Here is a 23,944-nt window from a genome sequence, read left to right as displayed (position 1 = left end):
AGCATTTATCCTCGATTAAGCGGAGGAGAATAGTTGTGGTCGAAAAAGTCGATATTCTTGAGCAAGTTGAACGCATAACGATGTCAAAGGACTTTCAGTGTAGTGCGCGGACAAAGTCGCTCCTAAAGCATCTTGTCCAACTAGAGCTTGAGGGTCGAAGTGATGAGTTACACGGGACTGCATTGGCAATGGATGTGTTTGGAAGGAGCGCTAACTTTGATCCAAACAATGATCCGGTTGTCAGAACTGAAGCTGCCAAACTACGAAAAGCACTACATTACTACTATTTGGCGGAAGGAAATAGTGATCCGGTTGCGATATCGATCCCCAAAGGGCAGTACCGCCCGCTTTTTGAAGTAAACGGCAAAAATGATGCGCCTAAGGACCCATCACTATCGCGAAGTAAAGACTGGCCTGTTCTTGGGATCGGCACTTTCACCGGTTCGGATACGATACGCGCGAAACGCTTCCGTGAGGGTTTTCCCGAAGAGTTGGCGCTGGAACTGGCGCGTTTCGCTCATATCCGCGTTTTGACCGGGTTCTTTGACCAGGGCGTTAATGGGCAAAGTGAGAAACCCATAGCTAGTTGCGACTATGTTCTTGACGGTTCAGTCCGGGACGATCAAACCAGCCTGCGCCTGATCGTTCAACTTAGAAGGACCACTGATGCTTCGGTACTGTGGGCCGACCGGCGCGATATCAATCCAGGCGTGACCGATGGTTTCAAAGTCCAGGAAGAGATTGCAAAACAGAGTGCAACAAAGCTGGTCGACGCCTACGGGGTCGTCGCAACAGATACCGCGAGTCGCTTAGCAGGTCGGACGTCTACTGAGAGTAGCGTCTATCAAGCCCTGTTAGCGTTTCATGCCCATCTTCGCACCTCGAGATCAGGCAGTTTGAAACAAATGATGGATCTCGCGCATTCAGCAACTCAGAACGATCATTCCAATGGACTTGCACATGCGCTGGTGGCATTGGGTTATGTAGAGGAAGTTGCGTTGGGCAAAAAACGCCTGAGAGAAGTTTTGGAGCCGGGGCAAACTCACGCTGAAAAGGCAGTGTCTTTGGAGCCTCAAAACCAGGAAGCTCTTTTTGCGGCGGCGATTTATGCGCAGCTGGCCGGGGACAGCCATCGATTTAATCGTTCAATTGACGCAGCAATAAAAGCCAATCCCAACAGTGCTCTATTGCTTGCATTGGCGGGTGGATGGTTTGCACTGGTGAGTGATGTCAAGCTGGGTGCGGAAATGGTGCGACGGGCCTTAGAAATCAACCCATTTTTGCCGATCTGGACAAACCTCACACTATGTCTGGAAGACGTAGAGAACGGAGACTATTCAACGGCCTCAGAAAAGGTGCGACGGATTGATGCTCGTGAATATGCAGCGGATTGGTTGTTGATTGCTGCCATTCATGATCTGGCTGGCGAGACGGAGCTTGCACGCGATGCGCTTTCGAACTTCCCCACAAAACAGTTTTCGCTCGACGAGTATCTCGGCGATCTCCCCTATGCATCCAGCGTCGTGGATATGCTGCGGAAAGGTATTGGAAACTTGGGGTCCGTTGAGACGTAAAACCCAAATAGTTACTTCGAGCCGGAAAATTTCAGCAAAGATTGCAACAGCCACGGTAATTTGTGCCAAGATAGTCCGAAAATGAGCGGGTAAATCGATGGCTCCTATCCAACTGAAGAGTGTTACGCGCACCTCGATTTTAACTAGAATTGTGGTTTTGTCCGTTTTGTATCTTTTCTCGCTATTTATTAGCATTGCCAACGCGCAACAACCTGCTCAATCGGATCCGTACCAAAACTCAATTTCTGTTGCGAGTGAGGCAAACGTGGACGAAGACGTCCTCTCTTGGCATGTCGTTGCGTTAGGCGCAGAAGATCTGACGAAAATAGCAGACATCTGGCAGCAAAGAGTTCAGGCCAACCTCGCGAGAATTGCCGAAGGCGTAACCCAGTTAGAGATAGTGGCGGATGATCAAGTTCCTGCGCTCGTTGACCAAATAAAGGCTATTAATCGCCAAAACATCGGTGACTTTCAGAACTACTTGGTCGTAGTCAACGCTCTGGAACGCAAAGGTGGTTCTGAAGAGGATTTGAAAAAGCACCAAGGGTTTATCAAAGGTTTCATAACGGAGCTTTTGCTTTCATACCAATGGTCCGCGATTGTTCACCTTTCAAAGGACTGGATTTTGTCAGGCAGGGGTGGGCTAAGAGCGCTAAGCGGGGTGGCCCAAGCCTTAATAGTTATGGCCGGTGCTTTCCTTGTCGGAGGCATTCTAAAAAGAGTGTCTGGCAGATGGTTGCGCGGCCGAAACGTTGATAACGAAATCGCCGCAGTGGTTTTTCCGAACCTGCTGCTCTGGAGCATTCTTGTACTGGGTTTATTTGTCGCCTTGTGGGGGCTTGGTGTAAACCTTGGCGTCACAACAGCAATTATTGGTGGACTTGGGTTCCTTTTAGCTTTCATGCTGCAGAACTTGTTTCAAAGTGTGATTGGCGGGCTTCTGCTACAAGCAACAAACCCTTACTCAAAAGGCGATATTATATCTATAAATAAAACGATTGGCACCGTCGTTGACGTAAACGTCATTTCAACAAAGCTCAGAACTTTCGACAACCGTCTGGTGCAGATCCCTAACCAATCGATCTGGCAAGGGGCCATGGAGAACCTTTCTAAGTACCGAGTTAGGCGTGTCGATCTTGTTTTCGGGATCGGATATTCAGACGATATTGAGCGCGCCAAGGCGACGCTTGCTCAGATAGTTGAAGCCGACAAGCGTTGCCTGAGAAGCCCGGAAACGCGTATTTTTGTCGGCGAATTGGGCCCCTCATCTGTGAACGTTTTTTGCAGGCCGTGGGTACGTACGGATGATTACTGGGATGTGATGTGGGACTTGACGGAAATTGGAAAGACCCGTTTGCAGAATGAAGGCATCTCTATCGCGTTCCCGCAAATGGATGTGCACGTACACGCCAAAGACAAGGCTACTTCTGACAGTTAAAGTGCGATGCGTTTAATTCTTGCTGAACGTTGGCGGAAAAAGATCAGCTAATTCCTCAAGTTCAGAAGCCTCCAGAAACTCGACGGTATTCGTCAGTTTTTTACACGGGCAGTATCTATTGGATTGGCTGGAAATCGCCCGACGAAACAAGGCTTCACTTTGAGAGAGTTTCAGCCGGGCGAAAAAATGACTAGCATTGTTTTCGTTTGGTTACCCAGGGTTTTTGGGGTTAAGTCCCGAGTGTTCTTCCAGCGCTGCCCTGCCTAGGCCTCTTATTACCAATTGCTCGCCCTTAACCTGAGCAACAGCGTCAATTAACAAGGACTTTTCTCGGCCGCCGGCATCGAACAAGTAGTCCACAACTTCGGGCAATGCACTGTTCCACCTCGGGCAAGCCAGTGCGAACTGGGCCAAGAAATTTGCCATGAACTTTATGAGGCGTTCTGCGCTCGTTTCTCCAGTCTCGCGAGCTGCCCAAAGTAAGGCTTCCCACATCGCGTCTTCAAACGCGACCGTTGCTTTGTTGGCCCCGTGAAAATCGATCCAGACTCGGTTTTCGCGGGCTAGCCTAAGTTCTGAAGCCTTTTGTACAAGGTTATGTGCAGCGGCGGTGGTCGAAGGATATTGATCCCTCAAGATTTTCAGAAGTTCGAATTGAGACATCTTTCGCTCCTGTTTCGGTTTTCACCAAACAGAAGTGGGAAAGAGCGGCTGAAACCAGCAGGTGTCCTACTGTAGTCCTACTGTAGCAGGCAGTCAGTAAGCTATTGAAAATAAATACATTTGGAGCTGAAATTCGTTCAAGACGCTCCTTGCTTTCAGGCATCTTGGGACAGTTTGCCTTTTCTCAAAATATGCCGAATGGGGGTAAACTCTCATCGTCGCTTTTCTTAACTTCTTCTTCAAAATTTCTGCGTTGCTCGAAATTTGTGTTTCTGCACACTTGGTTTCGAATATCTGTTTGCACGGAGCTAGCTTCCGAAGCGCTATCCAAATTTATTTGACATGCAGATATTATGTTTCATGATTTATGAAGACTTGCTGTGTTGGGAGTGCGCATTGTGAAACAGACGATGATAGCAATTAGTTTCTTGGCCACTTTCGCTACCGCTTCACAAGCTCAAACCGGTCGAGAGAATCCGACTGGGGACTATGCTCTAATCAATGGTCAGATCCACACCATGGACGAAGCGGGATCTGTCGCTGAGGCCATAGGCATTGAAGATGGTAAAATCGTATATGTCGGAAGTGCCGAAGGTCTACCAAATATCATTGGGTTGGGAACAGAGGTTATCGATCTTGCTGGCGCGATGGTTTTGCCAGGCTTTGTGGACGGTCATATACACGCTGCCGCAGGTGGGCTCATCATGTTGGGCGTTGATCTACAGACAGACGATAAGGATGAACTTTTCGCGCGCATCCGAAACGAGGTAGAGACCAATGACGATGATCTGATCCTCGGCTTTGGGGTTCGATTTAATCCTTGGACGGATGGCAACCCAACAGCTGCCATGCTGGACGAAATTGAATCTGAGCGGCCAATGTTTTTCTGGGCAATTGACGGACATGCAGCTTGGGTAAACTCGAAGGCTCTTGAACTGGCCGGGGTCAACAAAGACACGCCAGACACCGTTCCGGGTTTTGCATTCTTTGAGCGTGATGACGACGGTAATCCCACAGGCTGGATCGTCGAAGTCCCGGCTCAGTTGCAAGTTCTGTCCGCGCTTCTCGATATTAATCCGGCATTCATTGCTAAAGGCGTAGAAATGTGGATGGGCCGTTTTGCAGCCGCAGGCATCACAGCCGTTCATGATCACGGTATTCAAGGGCTTGGGCAGGACGAGGGCTTCCAGATGTTGCAGGCCTTTGAGCAAGAGGGAAAGCTGCCAATTCGCGTAATTGGATCTTATTACTGGAATGACGGCACGATCGACCCTTTGCCAGGCACGATGGAGTTGCGCGAGAACTACAACTCGGACCTCGTGCGGGCCAAATACCTAAAGATCAACATCGATGGCGGTGACGACAAATGGACCGCGCTTATGCTCGATCCTTACGTTGACGAACCTGACAGGGTTCCAGAACCAATCATCCCCTACGATGTTGTAGAAGATGCAGTGGTGCGCGCGGACGCAGCGGGGATTGACGTGACTTGCCATTGTTTCGGCGACCTTGCGGTGCGCAGTCTTCTTGATGCCATTGAGACTGCAATAGAGGTCAACCCGCCGCGCGAACGCAGCCACAAGATCACACACGGCGTTTATGTTCATCCCGATGACTATGTGCGTTTTGGACAACTGGGGGTCACATACGACTCTTCAGGCGCTTGGATGAGCTTGGACCCACTGATGCAATCCATCGCGCTGGCCCGTGTCGGCAAGGAACGACGGGACAAGGCATTCCCAGCAACAAGTGTAATGGCCGCGGGCGGGTCTTTTTCGCTGGGTTCTGACTGGCCCGTATCTGGCTATGTTTCCGAATATCGGCCGCTTTCTGCAATCGAAGCGGCTGTTCTCCGACAGCTTGACGGACGCAAGGATGTCCCCCCACTCGGCGGTGAAGAAGCAAGACTGACCGTCGATCAAGCGCTCACTGCGCATACGATAAATGCAGCACGTGGTATGGGCATGGGCGATGAGATCGGTAGTTTAGAAGTTGGCAAAAAGGCGGATCTCGTAGTTGTTAGTGAGAACCTCTACGAGATTGATCCGAACGAGATTTCTGAGGTCGAAATTCTCTACACGATTATGGATGGCCAAGTGACTTGGGATCACACCAAGCAGTGACTGGTCCCTGGATCTAGGCGTCAACTTTATAATGGAGAACTGCCATGAAGCTCCTTCAAAGAGTAGTACTTGCATCGGGTCTAATGGCTAGTGCGGCGGGGCAGTCGCTTGCGTGCGGCAACCCAATGCAATGGGCAATGCTTTTTGAACGCCACCCGGAAGCGAAGGTAGCCTTCACTGCCGATCTAGCAGCTCGAACATCGGGTCTTGTCCAAGCGAGACCATATAGCAAAAGACCCGGCGTCTCGTATCATACGTGGTCTGTTAATTCCCTGGACAGGCTAGCCCAGGAAATGGCGCCGTCGATTTCTGCATATTTAGAGAAGGGTGAGTCACTCACTGTCCTGCTTTCAATCGAAGTTGCGGCCATTCGCTTTCACAGTGGAGATCTTGCGCCCGAAATTGTTACTGCCGCTGAGCTCAAAAAGATCTCGGACTACGACGCTACTACAACAGTGAACGTTCTATATTCAGGTTGGCGGCACGATCTCGACTTTGACTCAGTGTTAGAAAACGAACTCTTGATCATCTCTCAACCTCAAGCTGTTGAAACGCTTTCAGCGGTGTTTGGTGGGGTGTCGAAGGTTTCATTCAAGCCTTGAAGTTGGATTAACTTGTTTGGTTCCTAAAGATGTGTTCGGCAGCTGTAGGAATGTTGCAAGCTAGGTGTAGAATCGGCAAGAGTTTTGACCCACAGGAAACGATGTACACCCGTGCGTTTTGGTGTCCCGCGGAGTTTCCGATAACTCTCAAAAAGGGGCGCGGGCAGTCACCTAAAATACTGTGTAAACGAATGTACGAGGCTGTTGATGGGTGACATTTAGTTAGAAGGCATACCAATTTTGTTGTTGGTGTAGTTAGCCCTATTATACTCGCCGCGACCGCGTTTGCTCTTACCGGAAACCGACCAATTGCAAATAGCTGCGCGCTTTTCTTAGGTCATAAATTTGCATACTTCGTGATGGGAATTTTAATGGTCTACGGGCGGCTTTCGGAACTTCTGACGCCAGTGGTGGATTTACTTTAAAAGGTTTCGTGGACCCAACGCGCGATGCAGCGTTTCAGGCGCATGCGAAGTTAACAGAAATTCGCTTCCGTCCATTCCTCTGCCCACAACCACTTGAATCAGGAAAGAACCCTCACCAGCCGAGACTTCTTCAAGCTAACGCTCACCGCCGCTCTTGCCGATTGGCGTCAACTTTGTTCCGCATAAGTTCACAGTTTTGGCGTCAAACTTGGGCTGGCTCGAATTCGTTTGACAGCACCAATGACTCTGCGCATCGGCTTACAACACTACCCAAAGCTACAACTTTCTAAGAGAAAATTGTTTCTGTCGAATTAGACCATCATTGAAATCGTAACCGAAGTTTTGGATGTCGCTGATGTATACTGCGCCAACAGCTTTACTGCTTTCTGTGGAATAGTATTCTCGGTAGTCCTGCCTCCTCGATTTTTTTCGATGCTTGAAAAACCTACGCTTGCTGCCAACCTTTCTAAGAACGATGCTTAGATCTTTCTCGAATGTTTCGAAGCGGCCGAGGAAATCTATTGGCATTTTCCCATCTTCATTAATGAGAAAACTAGATTGCGGTGCAAAATAGGGAATACTGAGGTACTGTGAAGGTTCTTCAACAAATGAATGCAGAAAGCTCTCAAAGGTGGAATGATTTGCCACCAATTCCAGTTCCTTTCGCCGCGCGATGATATAATGATAAGCGGATACTAATCGGTCCCAAGGGTTCCGCACAAAACTGAACTTGAAGTAGTTCTTCGCTTCCGGTCCCAGTTCGTCGAGATGCACAAATATTGAAGCGTGTTTATCGATCGTCTGACAAGGCTCATGTTTGGTCAGACTCCGGAGGTTCGGGCGACGTAAAATGGTAGAGATCGTAGATCCCCCAGTTTTAGGTATATGAACGAAGACTGTTTTTAACGTGTGATAGGTTGGCAACGCTTAGCTGGTCCTTCTTGCCAAGAACAGGTGTGCCGCAAGTACGTCGACACCTCGCGAGACATGCGCAAGGACAATGCTACACTCCGGCGCAAGGCGACAAAAGCGAATTATCATGATAACATGATGTGTGGATATAACTGGAACCCCATCTCAATGGTCATCGACACAAGGCATACGCCACACCCTTGATTGGGAATATCGAATACCAAAAAGGATCTGCCGCGACTCAGAATCTGTAGTTCAATGAAAAGGAAAGCACTGTCACATCCAAATCTTTAAATTCACGTTCAAAATCTGAGAATTCAGAGTACACTAACTCGGCTCCGAATGTGATCTGTTCGCGGATGAATCGTTCATAACCAAGGCCCACGAAATAACCACTGCCTGCGCCCGGGTTAATGTCGCCGCTGGCGTGAGTGTCGAGTTCTGCATAGCCGGCGCTGGCGTAGTACATGTTCACGCCACTGTCGAATCCGCCACGCGCACCAAAACGTTTATAATAGCCAAGTTCGAAACCTGGGTCTATGTCCAGTTCCGTTCGGGTGTATTGCAGGAAATACCCGACTATGACCTTGCCGAAATCGTAGTCCCAACCAATTTTTGCGCCGTAAACCGGGCCGCTGGAGCTTTCCACGTCGGGAGCATAGCCAAGCTCTAAGCCGACGGAAAAACCGGTCCAATCGACGCCCGTTTCAGTTGGTAAGGCTGGCTTCCCGAACTGCGTTACTGCACTTGCATGTTCAATTTCACCAGCCAGCGAGATTGCTGGATACATCGCAGCGAGGAAGAGGGCGACAAGACTATTGCGCTTTGTCATGTTAATCAAATCCATTGTGCTTTGTCTAAACTCTACTTTAGCGCAGCCGCCTCGGCTTTTTCTAAGTAAGTAGTTCGAAATCACAGAAATGCGGTAATTGCTGTTTCAAGGTGGCAACAGTAGCGCAATGCCAGTACTTCTTCCCCACACGACGCCGTACCGTGACTTCAGAGTTGGCTGTGCTGGCTAGTTGGGAACTGTCAGTTTCTGCGGCAAAGACACTTTTTTGGTACCTATGCTCTGTCGGGAAGCGGGGATCGGCTCTGTCCGCAAAGCAGACGCTCACATCGTATGCAGCGAATGGGGGTGCCGAGCCTAAAGCTGAGCGGTTTCATTCCAATACCCGCGCTTCAAGACGCGCCTAGACGAATGATTGCCAATCGCCTAATGCAATTGAGCGTTATTTGAAAATTTCGTAAGAAAAGACCTCTAAGTCTTCCTCAAAACCCCGCAAAGAATGCCGCCCCAATTTTTTTGGCTCTTCAGATACCAAGTTCACAAAATCACCCGTTGCTAAAAGCCGCGCCTCCAGTTTTCGCGTCAGGCCCTCTAACCTGCTGGCTATCGCGACTGATGGGCCAGTTACCGTAAAATCCAAGCGCTTTTCAGTGCCAACATTCCCGTAGACAGCCGCCCCAGTGTGCAAACCAACCCCAAATTCAGCACGGTCTGGTGGATCAAGTTCTTCATTCCTTTGGAACGCTTCACGCGCCGCGGACAGGGCTGCTTCGCACATGTCTTCGGGTAGTCTTCGTTGACCATCAAAAGGAAAGATTGCAAGCAACCCATCGCCAACGAATTTAAGAACCTCTCCGCCGTGATCGTGTACCGCACCACCGACACAATCGAAGAATTGGTTAACCGTCGCGACATATTTTTCCGATGACAAGCGCTGGCTCAAAGCCGTAGAGCCGCGCATATCACTGAACAAGAGAGCACAGTCAATTATGCTTACATCTCCCCGGGCTATTTGACCGTTCAGTACGGATCGACCGGACAACTTGCCTAGATACACCTCCATCAACTCAGCTGCCAAGAACTGCTCCGACAATACACGCGCTGCACCAAGCAAGGGTAAAGATAGCCGCGACAGACCATCTACCTCACGGTCTGTGAAGCCAGAACGACGCTTTGTAGCAAAAGACACGGACGCGCCCAAAGCCCACTCCATCTCTCCGTCAAAGACAACAGTACGATTGCCGAATGGTGCACTGCATACGACATAGTCGGTCACACCTGCTTCAGCGAGTTTTCGGAATAGCGGAAATTTGTCACGCGTCGCTTGGTCAGTCAGATTTGCTCGCATGAAAGGAAACTTGATTGTGCCGTTAGCAAGTCCGTCCGCCAAATCCCATACTTCCTTATTAAAGTGCTGTTTCGCAATCTCATTGGCCAATTTCGAATTCTCTCCGAAGGGTGCTTTGTCGAAGAGATCAACCGTTACTGAGCTGCGTGGAAGAACGGTCCATTCAATACGATGGTTCGATGCATCCCAAGTTGCATCGAGCAATCCAATTACAGGGTGCATCATCAGGCGACCCAAGGAAACACGCGTGACCGGCACGCCACCATCGATCAGCCTGTTACTTAACTGCTCGACTAGTCCACCAAGATCAGCATCAAAAAAGGCCAGCTTTTGCAGCCAATCTGCAATGCGGTCGAAAACATCCGCCATAACTTACACCTCCACCATCATCTTCTTACAGCCGAAGGCTCGTGTCATTCGGTTTGTCTTCGAACGCTCAATACTCTAGCGATGGGTTTGCAAATTCTCACGCGCGCTCACTCGCGGTATTGGCCAAAGCCTGTCAATTTTTCGAGCTACGAAAAAGTGCCAGGCGAAACAGTCGATAGAGAAACGTGACTATTCAACTCTAAAGTACTCTTTCCAAGGTCCTGTGCAGCGGTGCAACTAACGGCCGCTTTGTCCGCACAGCAGTCGTCCGACTTAATCGCAGCGAGTGACTGCTTCGGGCCCAATGCGGTCATTTGTGTTGACCCAGTCGATAACGCCGCGTCTAACCAACGTCCAGTTCCAGCACAAACGGTCGTTAGGACGTCGAAGCAGACGTAGCTGCGGAGCCAACAAGAATTTAGAGTCCGGTTCGCCCTGTGCATTTGAGGTGGGGAACCGCCAGAGGAAACTTCCCGCACATCATGATTCCTTGATCACTGGCTACCCGAGAGCAGCGTTTGCCGAGGTTCACATGAGCAGGCAGCAGTACATTTTGAAGATCGCATCACAACATGGCACACACGAGGCCAGGGGATGGTTTGCCAATCCGGCAATGGTTTTTATCCGTGTCGCACTGTATGCGGCCGCCGTCGCCACCGGTGGGGAGCTTGCCGATGCGGTGTTATTGTATGGTCAGGGGCTTGCATGGTGACGCGGTACAACGCGCCCCATCGTGATCAGCCCGGAACAACAACCCCAATCGAAAAACCCACTTGTTCGAAATCGTTAGTCGGCCAAGGAAACGTGGCGCGAATATACCCACGTAACACCGCCCCGAAAGGACCCACAAAACCTCTGGCGGTGTTTGGTTCACGCCGGGTTGCATTTTTCAAGTGGGGAGGTGGGGAGCGACTTCTATTAACTCTATGTAAAATTGGTCAAAATGCCAATTTCTCGCGTGGGGGATAGATAATAACTTCCCTAACTCCCCATACACTAAAGAGTATCTATATAAGATATTGTAATTTAAAAGATTTACTGGCAACTATCGCTGCATTTAGGCTCCCCAATCATTCCCCGCCGGTTCCCCGAAGCTCCCCGTATTTGGCCCTTCTTCGTCGCAATCATTACGAGCATCATGGGTTTGGAAAAATTTGCCGTCGCGTGAGCGCCCGTGAAGGCGGAGACCAAAAAAGGACATAGGTTTAGCGTCTAAGTGGTGGGACATAAAATTAGAAACGCGCAACAATTAGTGGGAAAATTATATGTCCCACTTTTTGACAACACATTGTTACTCAAAGTTTTAGCTGTGCCGCCCCCGGGCACCACTTAAAGAACCTTACGAATTTGAAAAGACAGAACTTAAATGACATCCGATTGATGTGCACCACCTGTCCGGCTTGGCTATAGAGGTATCTGTCGGGGCTGGTGTTGGACAAATTTGACCGCTTTGCGCCCTTGTCCCTCTGATGAGGTAATCCAACACAAGCCGCAATGCGTCCCGGTTTATCTCTTTTCCATTCCCCATCGAGCCGATTAGGGTCCGCTTTGAAAAGGGTGGGCATATGTGGACCAAGGGCGAAATAGGTGAAGCGTTTTGAAGGTGGTAATTCATCAGGGTTTCCATAAAACAGGAACAACAACTCTGCAAAAGACGTTGTCGAAAAATCGGGGATATCTGAAAGATCACATCAACGTCCTTTTGCCGGAAGATCTGCAAGACGCCAGCCGCGCCGCGCGGCGCTATGCGGTTGCCCCCAAGAAGCGCACTCTTCGTAATTTTGGAGCGATCATTCGCGAAGCGCTAAAGCCGTTTGCAGATCATGGCGGTAAGCCTCTACTGATCAGCAACGAAGAACTCGCTGGCCTAATCCCCGGTCGCAAAGGGGTTTGGTCGTATGAACAAACGCACGTTCTTGCCAAAGTTCTGTTGGATGAGGTCTTACACCTGACTGAAGATGGGGACCGCATTGTATTTCTGCTTACAACACGAAACGCGCCCGATTGGGTCAAAAGTACGTATTGGCAAAATCTGCGTAGCCACAGAATTCGCGAGAACTTAGCGCAATACGGCGAGGCATTGCGTCGGGGTTCGGATCTTGAGGCCGTAGTGTGCCGCGTGAAGGAGGCTGTGTCCCCGCGTGCTGAGGTAGAGTCTGTCAATGTTTCCAGGTTCGACGACCATTATTTCCCGCTGATTAAGGCACTGTCCATCCTGAACGTCAGGTCCGACAGGCTTGTCAAAAGTGAAAATCGCAACGTCCAGCCAATGGGCGGCGCTGACTACTTTTTAGAACTGAATCGATCGAACTTGAGCGACGAAGAGGTGTCGGCCGCGAAACGCGAGTACTTGATCAAACTGAAGCGGTCGAACGGCGCCACTTCATGACTTGAAGCAGGTGCGTGGCCGGGTTGGCGCAGTGGCCCAAGCAAGTTGCCGTCACGTAATGCTCCGACCAATCAAAATGCAGGTTCGCGAGTGATTGTAAGAACCGGAACATTAATTTTTCATGAATTCAGCACAGAACTGGCGGTTTAAAAGGCACAAGATCACTGGGTTCGATTTGCAAAGTAAAAACAAGTATTTGGTTGGCGAATCGATTTGGACAGTCTTGCTTTGTAAACCGCCGTTTTTCGAGTAGAGCAACTCAAGGTTGAAAAGTTGTCATTTTAGTATCAATTTGATTTGACAATTTAGAAACATTTGCGTGATTGCTGCAATTCGGTCCCTTTTCCGCCAGATTCTGTCTTGATAAGAAGATGTCAGTGAGCAGTGATTTGTTGAAAGGTACAGGCGGCACAATGAGAGCCGGGGTTAGCGGTCGTATATCCATTTCGTGGACGCAGACAGAGTTAGACGGACTTGAGGCAGCGCCTCAGTCTTTTTTGAAAGTTGGAGCTGCATGGTCGTGGCGTGGGCAGGCCCTTTCGTTGGCCAGCCCGTCAGAGCAGGGCCTGGTGTTGTCAGGTCAGGCCGAAGCATACGCATCAAAAGTGTTAAGCAGCATGTCGCCGTCGCCGAGCGCGGCAGACGGTGCGTTGGGTCGGGTTGTCCTGACCAACGGAGCGCAAACATATACAGCAGATTTGTATATGGTCCCCGGAGAGGCAGACCCAACGCTGGTTTTCGAAAACGGATGTCCCGCACGCGACCAGGAATTCTGGGTAAGCGCGTATGCCGAATTTGAACGCGAAACCGCATCGACCCTCCCGGATAGAACCGTTGTCGCATTTCCAGCGCAGTCGCTGACGGACGAGGGCTGGGAGAACGCGGTCACGCGAGCCCGTAGCGTGGCAGACTGAACCTCCAATCCGGCAGACTGCGTTCTCACATAGCAAAAAGATCCAAGCCGTGTTGACTCCGCCAATTCTGCGGATATAAGCGCGGCTTCATTGGTGTTGGTGGACCCCGCAAGGGGATTCCTGTCATGGGGGAAACCTCAAGAGGACAACGCCCTTCATAGTGGCCTAAAAAGGCCTCGACTTTAAGAAGGAGATCAGCCGTGACCAAACGCACGTCTGCCAAGTACAAAATCGACCGCCGGATGGGCGAAAACATCTGGGGTCGTCCGAAATCCCCGGTCAACCGTCGCGAATATGGCCCCGGCCAGCACGGTCAGCGCCGCAAAGGTAAACTGTCGGACTTTGGTCTGCAGCTGCGCGCCAAGCAGAAGCTGAAAGGCTACTATGGCGACCTGACCGAGAAGCAGTTCCGCCGCATCTACGCCGAAGCCGTGCGTGTGAACGGCGATACTGGGGAAAACCTGATCGGTCTGCTGGAGCGTCGTCTGGACGCTGTTGTCTACCGCGCCAAATTTGTTGCAACCGTCTTTGCTGCCCGTCAGTTCGTGAACCACGGCCACGTCAAAGTGAACGGCAAGCGGGTCAACATTCCGTCGTACCGAGTCAAAGAAGGCGACGTGATCGAAGTGCGTGACAAGTCCAAGCAACTGGCCGTTGTTCTGGAAGCTGCCGCACTGGCCGAGCGTGATGTACCTGACTACATCGACGCCGATCATTCGAAAATGACCGCCACCTTCGTGCGCGCACCGAGCCTGGGCGATGTGCCTTACCCGGTCGTCATGGAGCCAAACCTGGTCGTCGAATTCTACGCGAAGAACTAATCTTCGCCGACATCGAATTGTCGAAAGGCCGCGCAATTGCGCGGCCTTTCTTTGTTTAAAGGGGGCTCTGTTCCCAATTGAGGTGGGCTGTGATTCCGGCGGGATAACTTGTCCAGACGAAGATCGGATCAGATCGGCAAGGGGCGCCCCTCAGCGATTGCCTCCATTGCGAAATATGATGTGACACTGTCCAGTTCGACCTTATCGATCAGTCGCTGATATACTTTATCGTAAGATGACATATCCTGCGTGACGACCTTCAACTGATAGTCATAGTCGCCGCCTATGCGATGGAAATCCACCACTTCGGGGATGGTCAGGACGTGGCGGCGAAAGGCCTGCAACCAGTCCGCCGAATGATGTCGAGTGCGTAGCATGACAAAGACGACAAGGCTAAGCCCCAATTTCTCACGCGCAATCTGCGCGGTTGATCCGGTAACGACACCATTTTCGTTCAACGCCTTTAATCGGCGCCAGCAGGCGTTTTGCGATAGCCCGACCCGATCTGCCAACTCACGCTGGGACAGTGTTGCGTCTGTTTGAAGCTCACGCAAGATACGTTTATCGATTTGATCTAATTTTTCAGCCATTCCGCATCATATGACACAAAATTTTAGAATTCTACCAAAAGATAGGGGAGGTTTTCGCGGCAATGCTCAATCATATTGGATTGTGCAATACGGAGATTTCACCATGACCTTGTCAAAATTTCGCGCAGACCTCCAATCCACCACTCGCAATTCAACCCTGCGCGATGGGCTGATCGGAGAAAATGTTCTGATCCCCGGTTTGAATGGGGACGTGCCGCTGGTCTATGCGGATTACGTCGCTTCGGGTCGCGCGCTGAGGCAGGTGGAGGATTTTGTCACCCATGAGGTGCTGCCTTTCTATGCCAACAGCCATACAGAGGCCTCCTATTGTGGGTCGTACATGACCCGCCTGCGGCGCGAAGCGCGCGCAGAAATAGCCCGCATTGTTGGAGCAAAGGAAGAGGACGCGGTGATCTTTACCGGGTCCGGCGCCACTGCGGGTCTTAACCGGCTGGTCAGTTTGATGGGAATTGAGGGGGCTGACCGGCCGGTTGTTCTGATCGGGCCGTATGAGCATCATTCAAACATCCTCCCCTGGCGGGAAAGCAAAGCGCAGGTCATCGAAATCTCCGAAGCGCCTGAAGGTGGCGTTGATCTGGGTGCACTTGAACGGGCATTGGTGGACAATTCCGATTCCGATCTGATTGTCGGTTCTTTTTCCGCCGCCTCTAACGTAACCGGCATCATTACAGACCCGGACCCGATCACGCGGCTGCTCAAGTCTCATGGCGCTGTTTCGATCTGGGATTACGCTGGTGGTGGACCTTATTTGCCGATGGACATGGGGCCAGAAGATGCCCGCAAGGATGCCATCGTAGTATCCCCGCACAAATTCCCGGGCGGCCCGGGCGCTTCCGGTGTGCTGATCGTTAATCAGAACGCAGTTCGCCGAACTTGCCCAAGTTGGCCTGGTGGCGGCACTGTCAGCTTTGTATCGCCCTGGCGCCATGATTACAGCGAGGATTTGGCTACGCGGGAAGAAGCCGGAACACCCAATGTGATCGGAGATATCCGCGCCGCGCTGGCCTTCATCGTCAAGGATGTCGTCGGCACGGATGATATTGCTGAACGCGAAGCCCGGTACAATGAAATGGCATTGAAAGGGTGGGGCGACAATCCGAACCTGACTTTGCTAGGCACTGAAAACCCGCATCGTTTGCCGATCTATTCTTTCCTTGTGCGGGACAACTCTGGCCAGCCGGTGCATCAGCAACTGTTTACCCGGATGCTCAGCGACATCTACGGCATTCAGGCGCGTGGTGGTTGCGCGTGTGCCGGGCCATATGCGCATCGCTTGCTGGATATCGACCGTGAAACGTCCACTGAATTGCATGCTGCTTTGTCCGCAGGGGAAGAGATGAAGAAACCCGGATGGGTCCGCCTGAATTTCTCGTACCTTATGAGCGAAGAGACGGTTCAGTTCATCATCGACAGCGTCAATGACCTGTCCCACCGGACTGAGGAGTTCACGCGCTTTTACAACGCGGACCCGGCGACCGCCCGCTTCAAAGCGGCGTGACGGAATTGCCGCTTTTCTCAACGCGTTGAGACAGGTATGAGAGGCTCCAACAACGGAGCCTCTTATGAACAAGATCACCCCACAACCCGGCATTATGGACATTGCGCTCTATCAGGGCGGCCAGTCGCATGTGGCCGGGGTTGAGCATGTGATCAAGCTCAGCTCGAACGAAAACCCGTTTGGGCCAAGCCCCAAGGCGATCGAAGCGGTTCGCGATAGCGCGGCAACGCTTCATCGTTATCCCAGCACCGACCATGCCAGTCTGCGCGCGGCGATTGGCGAGCGTCACGCGCTGGACCCGGCACGACTTATCTGCGGCGTTGGCAGTGACGAAGTCCTGCAGTTCATCGCTCAGGCTTATGCGGGCCTGGGGGATGAGGTCATCTATACCGAGCACGGGTTTTCGATGTACCCGATCATCGCCCGCATGGCCGGTGCAACCCCGGTGATGGTGGCCGAGCGGGATCGCCACGTGAATGTCGACAACATTTTGGCTGCAGTGAACGACCGGACGCGGATTGTGTTTGTGACAAACCCAGGCAACCCGACCTCGACCATGATCCCCGAGGCTGAATTGCTGCGTCTGGCCGAGGCATTGCCCAAGACCTGCCTGATGGTGATCGACGGGGCTTATGCCGAGTTTGTCGATGGGTTCGACGGTGGTGCATCGCTGGTGGATCGGTTTGACAACGTGATCATGACGCGGACCTTTTCCAAGGTGTACGGTCTGGGTGGAATGCGTGTCGGTTGGGGTTATGCCGCGCAGTCGATTATCGACGTGCTGAATCGGGTGCGCCAGCCGTTCAATCTGTCCTTGACCGCGTTGGCTGCTGCAGAGGCAGCGGTGAATGATGTGGAATTCCTATCCTTCTGCCAGGCCGAAAATGCGCGCCTGCGGGTGTGGTTGTCGGAAGAGCTGGACAAGATCGGGATTCCGTCGGATGCGTCCTGCACCAATTTCATCCTAGCCCGCTTTGCCAACCAGGCTGAGGCTGAGGCGTGTGACGACTATCTCAAGACCCAAGGTTTGATCGTGCGCCGCGTGGCGGGCTACAACCTGCCAAACGCCCTGCGGATCACCGTGGGCGACGAAGAAGCCTGCCGCCGCGTGGTTGCGGCCATCACTGCGTTCAAAGGGGGCGCCGCATGAGCCAAGTTTACGACCGTGTGGCCTTGATCGGGCTGGGCCTGATCGCCTCGTCAATGTTCTGGGCGATCAAACGCGCTGGGCTTGCGGGCGAGGTTACCGGCTATGCGCGGTCCGAAGCCACCCGCGAAACGGCCCGCCGTATCGGCTTGTGCGACCGGGTTTGCGGCAGCGCGCAAGAGGCGGTCGAGGGCGCGGATCTTGTCGTTCTCTGCGTCCCTGTCGGCGCGATGGGGGCTGTTGCAAAGGAAATTGCGCCCGCATTGAAACCTGGGGCGACAGTGACAGATGTCGGCTCGGTCAAGCACCACGTTATTCAGGCCGTTGGGCCTGAAATCCCTGATGGCGTTCATTTCATACCCGCGCACCCGTTGGCGGGGACCGAGCATTCTGGCCCGGAATCGGGATTTGCCGAGCTATTTGATAACCGCTGGTGCCTGTTGGTTCCGGTCGAAGGCTCTGATCCGGACGCGATTGCGCGCTTGCGAACGCTGTGGGAAGGCATGGGGTCAAACGTCGATGAGATGGACGCGGACCACCATGATCTGGTTCTGGCCGTGACATCGCACGCGCCGCACTTGATCGCCTACACAATGGTTGGCGTGGCGGATGATCTGCGTCGGGTCACCGATACCGAAGTTATCAAGTATTCCGCTGCGGGGTTCCGGGACTTCACCCGCATTGCAGCCTCGGATCCGACGATGTGGCGTGACGTGTTCCTGACCAACAAGGAAGCGACGCTGGAGATCCTTGGCCGGTTTACCGAAGAGCTGTTTGCCTTGCAGCGCGCAATCAGAACAGGTGACGGCGAGCAACTATTCGACTATTTCACCCGTACACGCGCGATCCGACGCGGCATCATTGATGCCGGGCAGGACACGGATGCGCCAGATTTCGGACGGGGGAAAACGAACCCATGACACGGGGCTGGAGAACCACTCTGATTGCATTTGCAGCGCTTTGCGCAGCATCGACTCAGGCTGGTTCACTAGAACGCTCGTTGGTACCGTTGTCGCGGCCGGGCACTGTACTGGCCCCGCAACAGATCGTCCTCAGCAGCGCGGTGTTGCCTCAGCTGCCTCCGGCGACGATACGCCCGGAGTTGCGGCCAGCGTCGCCGCAGGTTTTGGCGGTTGCGGCCCGTCCCGCAGACCTGCCCCTGCTTGGACCAGACACGTCGCTGATGCCGTACCTGCGGCCCAAAGCCCTTGAGCAGGAGGCGCTGTTCAAAAAGCGTAAGTTGCGTAAGGGGTCGGTATGCGGCGACATCAATATACAGGGCAAGCCAGTCGGCACTGTACCGGGTAAGATCAAGGCGTGTGGGATCAAGGACGCAGTTCAGATCACCTCGATCTCGGGCGTGACGCTTAGTCGTCCTTCCACGATGGATTGTGGAACGGCTGTTGCGCTGAACAAGTGGGTTGAGAAGGCGGTTAAACCGACCTTTAAACGACGCGGGCCGGTGGTCCAGTTGCAGGTCGCCGCTCATTACGCCTGTCGCACGCGAAACAACCGTAAAGGCGCTCGTATTTCCGAGCACGGCAAAGGCCGAGCAATTGATATCTCGGCTTTCACGATGGCCGATGGAGAGGTTGTGTCGGTCCTGAACGGGTGGCGCAAGAACCCGTCCCAAAAACAACTGGTCAAGATCTGGCGCGAAGCGTGCGGGCCGTTTGGCACCGTGCTGGGGCCAAACGCGGACCGGTATCACCGGGATCATTTCCATCTGGATACCGCCCGCCATCGTCGCGGGCCATACTGCCGTTAACGCAAGATCAGGCGGGGCGCAGGCCCCAGCGGTAATGGCCCGAGCGCCACAAAACCGTCCCGGAAGTTTAGCTGCAGATCCAGCGCATTTGGGTTCCCACCCAGCCCGGCCATAAAGTTCAGTGCCCGCGTCACAGGATCAACGGCCTGATCGGGCAGGGCACCTGCAGCATTAGCCATTGCAATCATGTCGCGCCAGTTTTCAGCTTTGACCGCAATCTCGCCCGTTGGAATTCCCTGGTGGTCGATGTCGAGCTCACCCGCTGCAAACAAACGCAAAGCACCCCATTTCATCTCGGCAAGGTTCAGGTCAATCTTCACCGGCTGCGGTCTGCCTTGTTCCAGAGCCGTACGATCCCACGGTTTGTTGAACGTGGCCGTCATATCCAGTTCGAGTGTCTCAAACGCCTGCGGCAACGTAGTTGCAGACCGCATCAAATCGCGCAGACCATCTCCCGGGGTAAATCCGTCTATTCGAGCGCCGATGGCATAGGTTACCGGAATAGAGGTCTGTTCCATAACCAATGTCAGCGTATCGCCGCCAGCCAGCGCTTCGGCATCATCGGTGATCAACCATGTACCCGCGGTCAAAGCCATTTTTTCCAGCATCAGCGCCACACCGGGTTGCAGCTGTAGCTCGGCTTGCAGATCGCTGGCTTCAATGGTCGCCGTCTGATCGAAATAGGACAGGCGCTGGGGCGTGTCGGCAAAGCGCAGCACCTGACGTCCGGGCCAGATGGCAGGACTTTGGAACTCAATCCAATCCGCGCTCCACGCGGTGCCGTTGATCGGGTCTGCCAGAGCGGGACTGTTCAGGCGCGTAACGTGACGAAACGGATACCCGGCTGTCGAAACATCGGAAAAGTCCGCCTGCCAGCCTTGCTCCTGCTGATTGTCGAACCAGGCGGTGATTGCGTTGCGCAATCCGAGTCCGGCAACGAACCAATAGGCGCTCCAGATAACCGTTAAGAAAATGACTACTCGTATTAGACCTCGCATGGCAGTTGGCCCTTTTTCCCGCGTTGAATTTGATGTTTATAGGCCCAAACGGGCAAGGACCAGAGCTATGACGATGTGGGTTTTCGGATATGGATCATTGCTGTGGAATCCGGGCTTTCCGGTGGCGCGCAGCGAACACGCCACGCTGCATGGGTATGCCCGGTCATTCTGCATGAGTTCAATTCACCACCGCGGCACCGAAGAACACCCCGGCCTTGTGCTGGCACTGGACGAACAGGCCGATGCCAATTGCACTGGCTTGGCACTTGCGGTCGAGGCCGGCCATGAAGAGCGCACCTTGCATGAATTGCGCGAGCGTGAGCTGATTTCGTCAGCTTATGTCGAGAAAAACCTTGATGTGCATTTGAACAACGGCGAAGTCGTCACCGCCGTGACTTATGTGATCGACGCGGATCACGTCCAATACTGCGGCGGCATGCCGTTGGAAGAGCAGGCGCAGATCATTGCGCATGCGGTTGGCGGGCGCGGTCCGAATACGGAATACCTGTATAACACAGCTGAACATCTGGCCGAGATCGACCTGCGCGATCCCGATCTTGAGTGGTTAGCGCAACGGGTGCGCAACATCACATCATAATTCCTTGGCGTCACCGGCGGATTTTGGCTAGATTCAAGCCAGAGCAGGCAAAAACCGGGAAGTACGCGCATGGCGCAGGCACATCAGGGCGCGAGACCCCATTTCTCGCATCCCATCCGTCAGATTGTGATGATGTTGGTCGCAATTGGCCTGGCGGGTTTGGGCGTCTTTATGGCGTTGCCATATGTGTTGCCGGTGTTTCAGGCCAACCCATACCTGAACGGTTTTATTATTCTGGTATTCATAATTGGTGTGTTTGCCTGTTTCTTTCAGGTGGCGCAGCTGATTGGATCGGTTCGATGGATTGAGGCTTTTGTAGGCGGCGTGGTACGCGAAGACGCGCGCACGCCGCAATTGCTGGCGCCCCTGGCATCGTTGCTGCGGGAACGTGGTGCCCGATCGCAGATCAGCTCCAGTTCGACCCGGTCGATCCTGGATTCGGTTGCGGAACGGGTTGAAGAAGAGCGTGAGATCACGCGCTATATCACCAATGTACTGATCTATCTTGGCCTTTTGGGAACGTTCTTTGGGTTGGCGACGACGGTACCGGCCATCGTGGACACAATCCGAAGTCTGAACCCCCAAGAAGGCGAAGAGGGTCTGGCTGTGTTCAACCGACTTATGGTGGGGCTTGAGGCGCAATTGCAAGGCATGGGCGTGGCATTCGGCTCATCCCTGTTGGGTCTTGCCGGATCTCTGATCGTTGGTTTGCTGGAACTGTTCGCGGGCCACGGCCAGAACCGGTTCTATCGCGAGCTTGAGGAATGGTTGTCTTCAATCACCCGCGTTGGCTTTGCCGCCGCTGAAGAGGGCGGGGCAGAGCTAGCCGTCCTGACCCCGGTTCTGGATGCTATGTCCGAGCAGATGGATGCGCTGCAGGACCTATTTTCAGCGCAAGAGGCTGACCGCGCCACCGTTTCGGTTAAGCTTGGACAATTGGTCGACGCGATTGGTGAGATGAATGTGCGACAGTCTGAATCTGAAGGGGTGACAGCCGCATTGGACCGCGTGGCCCTTGGGCAGGATGCCTTGCTGGACCACATGCGCGATCAGGGGACAGGCGATGGTATCGACGCCGAAAGCCGGATGCGCCTGCGTTCGATGGATGTTCAGCTATTGCGCATCCTCGAAGAAATCTCGGCTGGTCGTCAGGAAAGTATGAGCGAATTGCGCAAGGATATCGAATTGCTGGTCAAAGCCCTGACATTGCCCCGAGGCGCCGTGCGCACCGCTCCGGAAGGGGAGTAGTCCATGGCTCTGTCCCGCCGCACAGGTCAGCGTTTTCAGGGCTCGGTTTGGCCGGGCTTTGTTGACGCGATCACTGGGTTGCTGATGGTGCTGACCTTCGTTCTGACCATCTTTATGGTGGTGCAGTTCGTGTTGCGCGAAACGATTTCCGGCCAAGAGGACGAACTGACTGCCCTGTCAGATGAAGTCGCCGCGCTGGCCGGAGCGCTGGGTTTGGAAGAGAGGGAAAATAGCCGTTTGGAGGCCCGTCTTGGGGCGTTGAATGCGACCCTGTCGCAAACCGAGGATACGCTGGCGCGGGCCGAAGTGGACTTGGCCCTGTCACAAGCGCGAATAACGGATTTTGAGGCGCAGGTCGCCGCACTTTTGACGGATCAGGAACGCGCGCGCGGTGCAATTGCAACACTGGAATCCCAGCGTGCCAAACTGCTGGAAGACCGAGAGGCATTGAACCTTGCACTGGCGCAAAGCCGGTCTGAGATCGACGAACAGGCCGAAGCCGCTCGGTTGGCAGCAGCCCAACGCGAGGCGTTGGAGGCGTTGGTCGCAGATCTTGAACAAAGTGACGCGGCGCAATCCACCCGGATTAGTGAACTGGAAGAGCAGCTCAGCGCGGAAGAGGCTGCCAAACTGGCTGAAGCTGCCGCCGCCGAAAACCTGCGCAACCGACTGCAGGACGCAGATGCCGAGTTGACGGCGATGACGCTGGCTTTGGAAGCGCAACGCAAGGAAGCTGAGGACACGCTGACGCTGCTTGCTGCCGCACGGGCTGCGAAGGCCGAGCTTGAGCGCCAGTTTGGCGCGCTGGATACGGACGAATTGCAGGCCCAACTACAAGCCGCCTTGGCTGCGCAGGCCGAAGCACAGACCGAGGCACAAACGCAGCGCTCATTGGCCGAAGAACGTGCAAACCTATTGGCTGTGGCTAGGGAAGCGATCTCAACAGAGAAAACGATTTCCGCAAAAGCGCAGCGGGAAACGGCGTTGTTGAACCAGCAGATGGCCGCGCTGCGCCAACAACTTGGCGGATTGCAGGCGTTGTTGGACGACTACGAAGAACGCAACGCAGCCTCGGACATTCGAATTCAGACCCTGGGTCAGGACCTGAACGCAGCTTTGGCCCGTGCGGCATCGGAAGAACGCCGTCGACGTCTTTTGGAAGAAGCTGAGCGCGTCCGGCTAGAAGCTGAGGCCGAGGCTTTGTCGGGTCAAAATCAGGAACTGGCGGCGCAGGCCGAGGACCTGCAACGCTATCGGTCAGAGTTTTTTGGAAGATTGCGCGACGTCCTCGGGGATGAAGAAGGCGTTCGGATAGAGGGCGACCGTTTTGTGTTCTCGTCCGAGGTGCTGTTTGACACGGGTTCGGCCGTTTTGTCACCGATCGGGCAACAAGAGGTGGCGAAAGTGGCCAATATTTTGCGCAGTGTGGCGGCCGAAATCCCCGAGGGCCTGAACTGGGTGATCCGCGTCGACGGCCACACCGACAACGTACCATTGGGCGGTACAGGGCGCTATCGCGACAACTGGGAGCTGAGCCAGGGGCGCGCCTTGTCAGTGGTGCGCTATATGGTTGAGGCTTTGGGCATCCCGCCAAACCGGCTGGCCGCAAATGGGTTTGGTGAGTTCCAGCCCGTAAACCCGGAAAACACACCGGAAGCCCGGGCGCAGAACCGCCGGATCGAGCTGAAACTCACCGAAAGGTAACCGA

21 protein-coding genes and 1 pseudogene are annotated in these 23,944 nt (G+C 53.5%); 16 read left to right on the top strand and 6 right to left on the bottom strand.

Annotated features, from left to right (window positions below):
* Positions 1 to 35: 35 nt before the first annotated feature.
* Entirely contained in the window at positions 36 to 1,574 is a 1,539-nt protein-coding gene (locus ACR0AK_RS12715) for a hypothetical protein (RefSeq protein ID WP_480793544.1), read from the top strand.
* A gap of 97 nt (positions 1,575 to 1,671) precedes the next feature.
* Positions 1,672 to 3,012 (top strand): mechanosensitive ion channel family protein, encoded by a 1,341-nt coding sequence (locus ACR0AK_RS12710; protein WP_480793543.1) that lies wholly within the window; start codon positions 1,672 to 1,674, stop codon positions 3,010 to 3,012.
* A 210-nt stretch (positions 3,013 to 3,222) separates the two neighbouring features.
* Here the strand turns inward: ACR0AK_RS12710 and ACR0AK_RS12705 are convergent, their stop codons facing one another.
* Positions 3,223 to 3,675, bottom strand: a complete 453-nt coding sequence (locus ACR0AK_RS12705; protein WP_480793542.1) for a hypothetical protein — start codon at positions 3,673 to 3,675, stop codon at positions 3,223 to 3,225.
* 410 nt (positions 3,676 to 4,085) lie between these two features.
* Between ACR0AK_RS12705 and ACR0AK_RS12700 the strand changes: the two genes are divergently transcribed.
* The 3 genes and pseudogenes from ACR0AK_RS12700 to ACR0AK_RS12690 form a co-directional block, all read left to right on the top strand.
* Positions 4,086 to 5,798: an amidohydrolase gene (locus ACR0AK_RS12700; RefSeq protein WP_480793541.1), complete on the top strand. Its 1,713-nt coding sequence runs from the start codon at positions 4,086 to 4,088 to the stop codon at positions 5,796 to 5,798.
* 44 nt (positions 5,799 to 5,842) lie between these two features.
* Positions 5,843 to 6,400, top strand: a complete 558-nt coding sequence (locus ACR0AK_RS12695; RefSeq protein WP_480793540.1) for a hypothetical protein — start codon at positions 5,843 to 5,845, stop codon at positions 6,398 to 6,400.
* A gap of 440 nt (positions 6,401 to 6,840) precedes the next feature.
* Positions 6,841 to 7,011: pseudogene (locus ACR0AK_RS12690) on the top strand (IS6 family transposase); the annotation flags it as partial.
* Between the two features lie 90 nt (positions 7,012 to 7,101).
* Here the strand turns inward: ACR0AK_RS12690 and ACR0AK_RS12685 are convergent.
* The 3 genes from ACR0AK_RS12685 to ACR0AK_RS12675 form a co-directional block, all read right to left on the bottom strand.
* Positions 7,102 to 7,749 carry a sulfotransferase family 2 domain-containing protein gene (locus tag ACR0AK_RS12685; RefSeq protein ID WP_480793539.1) on the bottom strand — a complete coding sequence of 216 codons (648 nt, stop codon included), beginning with the start codon at positions 7,747 to 7,749 and terminating at the stop codon, positions 7,102 to 7,104.
* 229 nt (positions 7,750 to 7,978) lie between these two features.
* Entirely contained in the window at positions 7,979 to 8,584 is a 606-nt protein-coding gene (locus tag ACR0AK_RS12680) for an outer membrane beta-barrel protein (protein ID WP_480793538.1), read from the bottom strand.
* A 385-nt stretch (positions 8,585 to 8,969) separates the two neighbouring features.
* Positions 8,970 to 10,244 (bottom strand): adenylate/guanylate cyclase domain-containing protein, encoded by a 1,275-nt coding sequence (locus ACR0AK_RS12675; protein ID WP_170559075.1) that lies wholly within the window; start codon positions 10,242 to 10,244, stop codon positions 8,970 to 8,972.
* 532 nt (positions 10,245 to 10,776) lie between these two features.
* On the opposite strand from ACR0AK_RS12675, the gene ACR0AK_RS12670 reads away from it, so the two are divergent.
* From ACR0AK_RS12670 to rpsD, 4 genes are all read left to right on the top strand, one after another.
* The gene (locus ACR0AK_RS12670; protein WP_170559073.1) at positions 10,777 to 10,956 is read left to right on the top strand and encodes a hypothetical protein; all 180 of its coding nucleotides are present in this window, start codon (positions 10,777 to 10,779) and stop codon (positions 10,954 to 10,956) included.
* 945 nt (positions 10,957 to 11,901) lie between these two features.
* The gene (locus ACR0AK_RS12665; RefSeq protein WP_480793537.1) at positions 11,902 to 12,633 is read left to right on the top strand and encodes a hypothetical protein; all 732 of its coding nucleotides are present in this window, start codon (positions 11,902 to 11,904) and stop codon (positions 12,631 to 12,633) included.
* Positions 12,634 to 13,046: 413 nt separating this feature from the next.
* Complete coding sequence (locus ACR0AK_RS12660; protein WP_480793536.1) at positions 13,047 to 13,547, top strand: hypothetical protein; 501 nt, start codon at positions 13,047 to 13,049, stop codon at positions 13,545 to 13,547.
* A 200-nt stretch (positions 13,548 to 13,747) separates the two neighbouring features.
* Positions 13,748 to 14,368: a 30S ribosomal protein S4 gene (gene rpsD / locus ACR0AK_RS12655; RefSeq protein WP_480793535.1), complete on the top strand. Its 621-nt coding sequence runs from the start codon at positions 13,748 to 13,750 to the stop codon at positions 14,366 to 14,368.
* Positions 14,369 to 14,496: 128 nt separating this feature from the next.
* Here rpsD and ACR0AK_RS12650 read toward each other — a convergent pair whose 3' ends face one another.
* Positions 14,497 to 14,958, bottom strand: a complete 462-nt coding sequence (locus ACR0AK_RS12650) for an Lrp/AsnC family transcriptional regulator (protein ID WP_480793534.1) — start codon at positions 14,956 to 14,958, stop codon at positions 14,497 to 14,499.
* A gap of 103 nt (positions 14,959 to 15,061) precedes the next feature.
* Here ACR0AK_RS12650 and ACR0AK_RS12645 point away from each other — a divergent pair, with 103 nt between their 5' ends.
* The 4 genes from ACR0AK_RS12645 (at position 15,062) to ACR0AK_RS12630 (ending at position 19,392) form a co-directional block, all read left to right on the top strand.
* Positions 15,062 to 16,477: an aminotransferase class V-fold PLP-dependent enzyme gene (locus ACR0AK_RS12645; protein WP_480793533.1), complete on the top strand. Its 1,416-nt coding sequence runs from the start codon at positions 15,062 to 15,064 to the stop codon at positions 16,475 to 16,477.
* Between the two features lie 64 nt (positions 16,478 to 16,541).
* Entirely contained in the window at positions 16,542 to 17,627 is a 1,086-nt protein-coding gene (gene hisC, locus ACR0AK_RS12640) for a histidinol-phosphate transaminase (protein WP_480793532.1), read from the top strand.
* The gene (locus tag ACR0AK_RS12635) at positions 17,624 to 18,544 is read left to right on the top strand and encodes a prephenate/arogenate dehydrogenase family protein (RefSeq protein WP_480793531.1); all 921 of its coding nucleotides are present in this window, start codon (positions 17,624 to 17,626) and stop codon (positions 18,542 to 18,544) included. The genes hisC and ACR0AK_RS12635 overlap by 4 nt, the downstream gene beginning before the upstream one ends.
* The gene (locus ACR0AK_RS12630) at positions 18,541 to 19,392 is read left to right on the top strand and encodes an extensin-like domain-containing protein (RefSeq protein WP_480793530.1); all 852 of its coding nucleotides are present in this window, start codon (positions 18,541 to 18,543) and stop codon (positions 19,390 to 19,392) included. Before ACR0AK_RS12635 ends, ACR0AK_RS12630 begins: the two co-directional genes overlap by 4 nt.
* Here ACR0AK_RS12630 and ACR0AK_RS12625 read toward each other — a convergent pair.
* Complete coding sequence (locus tag ACR0AK_RS12625) at positions 19,389 to 20,390, bottom strand: DUF2125 domain-containing protein (protein ID WP_480793529.1); 1,002 nt, start codon at positions 20,388 to 20,390, stop codon at positions 19,389 to 19,391. The genes ACR0AK_RS12630 and ACR0AK_RS12625 overlap by 4 nt on opposite strands.
* 67 nt (positions 20,391 to 20,457) lie before the next feature.
* Between ACR0AK_RS12625 and ACR0AK_RS12620 the strand changes: the two genes are divergently transcribed.
* The 3 genes from ACR0AK_RS12620 (at position 20,458) to ACR0AK_RS12610 (ending at position 23,940) form a co-directional block, all read left to right on the top strand.
* Positions 20,458 to 20,988: a gamma-glutamylcyclotransferase gene (locus tag ACR0AK_RS12620; protein WP_170559055.1), complete on the top strand. Its 531-nt coding sequence runs from the start codon at positions 20,458 to 20,460 to the stop codon at positions 20,986 to 20,988.
* 69 nt (positions 20,989 to 21,057) lie between these two features.
* A complete protein-coding gene (locus ACR0AK_RS12615) occupies positions 21,058 to 22,236 on the top strand; it encodes a biopolymer transporter ExbB (protein ID WP_170559053.1) in 1,179 nt (392 codons plus the stop codon).
* A gap of 3 nt (positions 22,237 to 22,239) precedes the next feature.
* On the top strand, positions 22,240 to 23,940 hold the full coding sequence (locus ACR0AK_RS12610; protein WP_480793528.1) for a peptidoglycan -binding protein: 1,701 nt from the start codon (positions 22,240 to 22,242) through the stop codon (positions 23,938 to 23,940).
* The last annotated feature ends 4 nt before the right edge of the window (positions 23,941 to 23,944 follow it).

It is taken from the genome of Ruegeria sp. BI12, assembly GCF_056537985.1.
The sequence above is the reverse complement of the archived record's forward strand: the minus strand, read 5'-3'. Positions and strand labels throughout refer to the sequence as shown.

What these genes read in the sequence shown, in the direction of transcription:
- ACR0AK_RS12710 (WP_480793543.1), top strand. Translation starts at nt 1,672, where the DNA reads ATGGCTCCTATCCAACTGAAGAGTGTTACGCGCACCTCGATTTTAACT.
- ACR0AK_RS12705 (WP_480793542.1), bottom strand. Translation starts at nt 3,675, where the DNA reads ATGTCTCAATTCGAACTTCTGAAAATCTTGAGGGATCAATATCCTTCG.
- ACR0AK_RS12700 (WP_480793541.1), top strand. Translation starts at nt 4,086, where the DNA reads ATGATAGCAATTAGTTTCTTGGCCACTTTCGCTACCGCTTCACAAGCT.
- ACR0AK_RS12695 (WP_480793540.1), top strand. Translation starts at nt 5,843, where the DNA reads ATGAAGCTCCTTCAAAGAGTAGTACTTGCATCGGGTCTAATGGCTAGT.
- ACR0AK_RS12680 (WP_480793538.1), bottom strand. Translation starts at nt 8,584, where the DNA reads ATGGATTTGATTAACATGACAAAGCGCAATAGTCTTGTCGCCCTCTTC.
- ACR0AK_RS12675 (WP_170559075.1), bottom strand. Translation starts at nt 10,244, where the DNA reads ATGGCGGATGTTTTCGACCGCATTGCAGATTGGCTGCAAAAGCTGGCC.
- ACR0AK_RS12670 (WP_170559073.1), top strand. Translation starts at nt 10,777, where the DNA reads ATGAGCAGGCAGCAGTACATTTTGAAGATCGCATCACAACATGGCACA.
- ACR0AK_RS12660 (WP_480793536.1), top strand. Translation starts at nt 13,047, where the DNA reads ATGAGAGCCGGGGTTAGCGGTCGTATATCCATTTCGTGGACGCAGACA.
- ACR0AK_RS12650 (WP_480793534.1), bottom strand. Translation starts at nt 14,958, where the DNA reads ATGGCTGAAAAATTAGATCAAATCGATAAACGTATCTTGCGTGAGCTT.
- ACR0AK_RS12645 (WP_480793533.1), top strand. Translation starts at nt 15,062, where the DNA reads ATGACCTTGTCAAAATTTCGCGCAGACCTCCAATCCACCACTCGCAAT.
- hisC (WP_480793532.1), top strand. Translation starts at nt 16,542, where the DNA reads ATGAACAAGATCACCCCACAACCCGGCATTATGGACATTGCGCTCTAT.
- ACR0AK_RS12635 (WP_480793531.1), top strand. Translation starts at nt 17,624, where the DNA reads ATGAGCCAAGTTTACGACCGTGTGGCCTTGATCGGGCTGGGCCTGATC.
- ACR0AK_RS12630 (WP_480793530.1), top strand. Translation starts at nt 18,541, where the DNA reads ATGACACGGGGCTGGAGAACCACTCTGATTGCATTTGCAGCGCTTTGC.
- ACR0AK_RS12625 (WP_480793529.1), bottom strand. Translation starts at nt 20,390, where the DNA reads ATGCGAGGTCTAATACGAGTAGTCATTTTCTTAACGGTTATCTGGAGC.
- ACR0AK_RS12620 (WP_170559055.1), top strand. Translation starts at nt 20,458, where the DNA reads ATGACGATGTGGGTTTTCGGATATGGATCATTGCTGTGGAATCCGGGC.
- ACR0AK_RS12615 (WP_170559053.1), top strand. Translation starts at nt 21,058, where the DNA reads ATGGCGCAGGCACATCAGGGCGCGAGACCCCATTTCTCGCATCCCATC.
- ACR0AK_RS12610 (WP_480793528.1), top strand. Translation starts at nt 22,240, where the DNA reads ATGGCTCTGTCCCGCCGCACAGGTCAGCGTTTTCAGGGCTCGGTTTGG.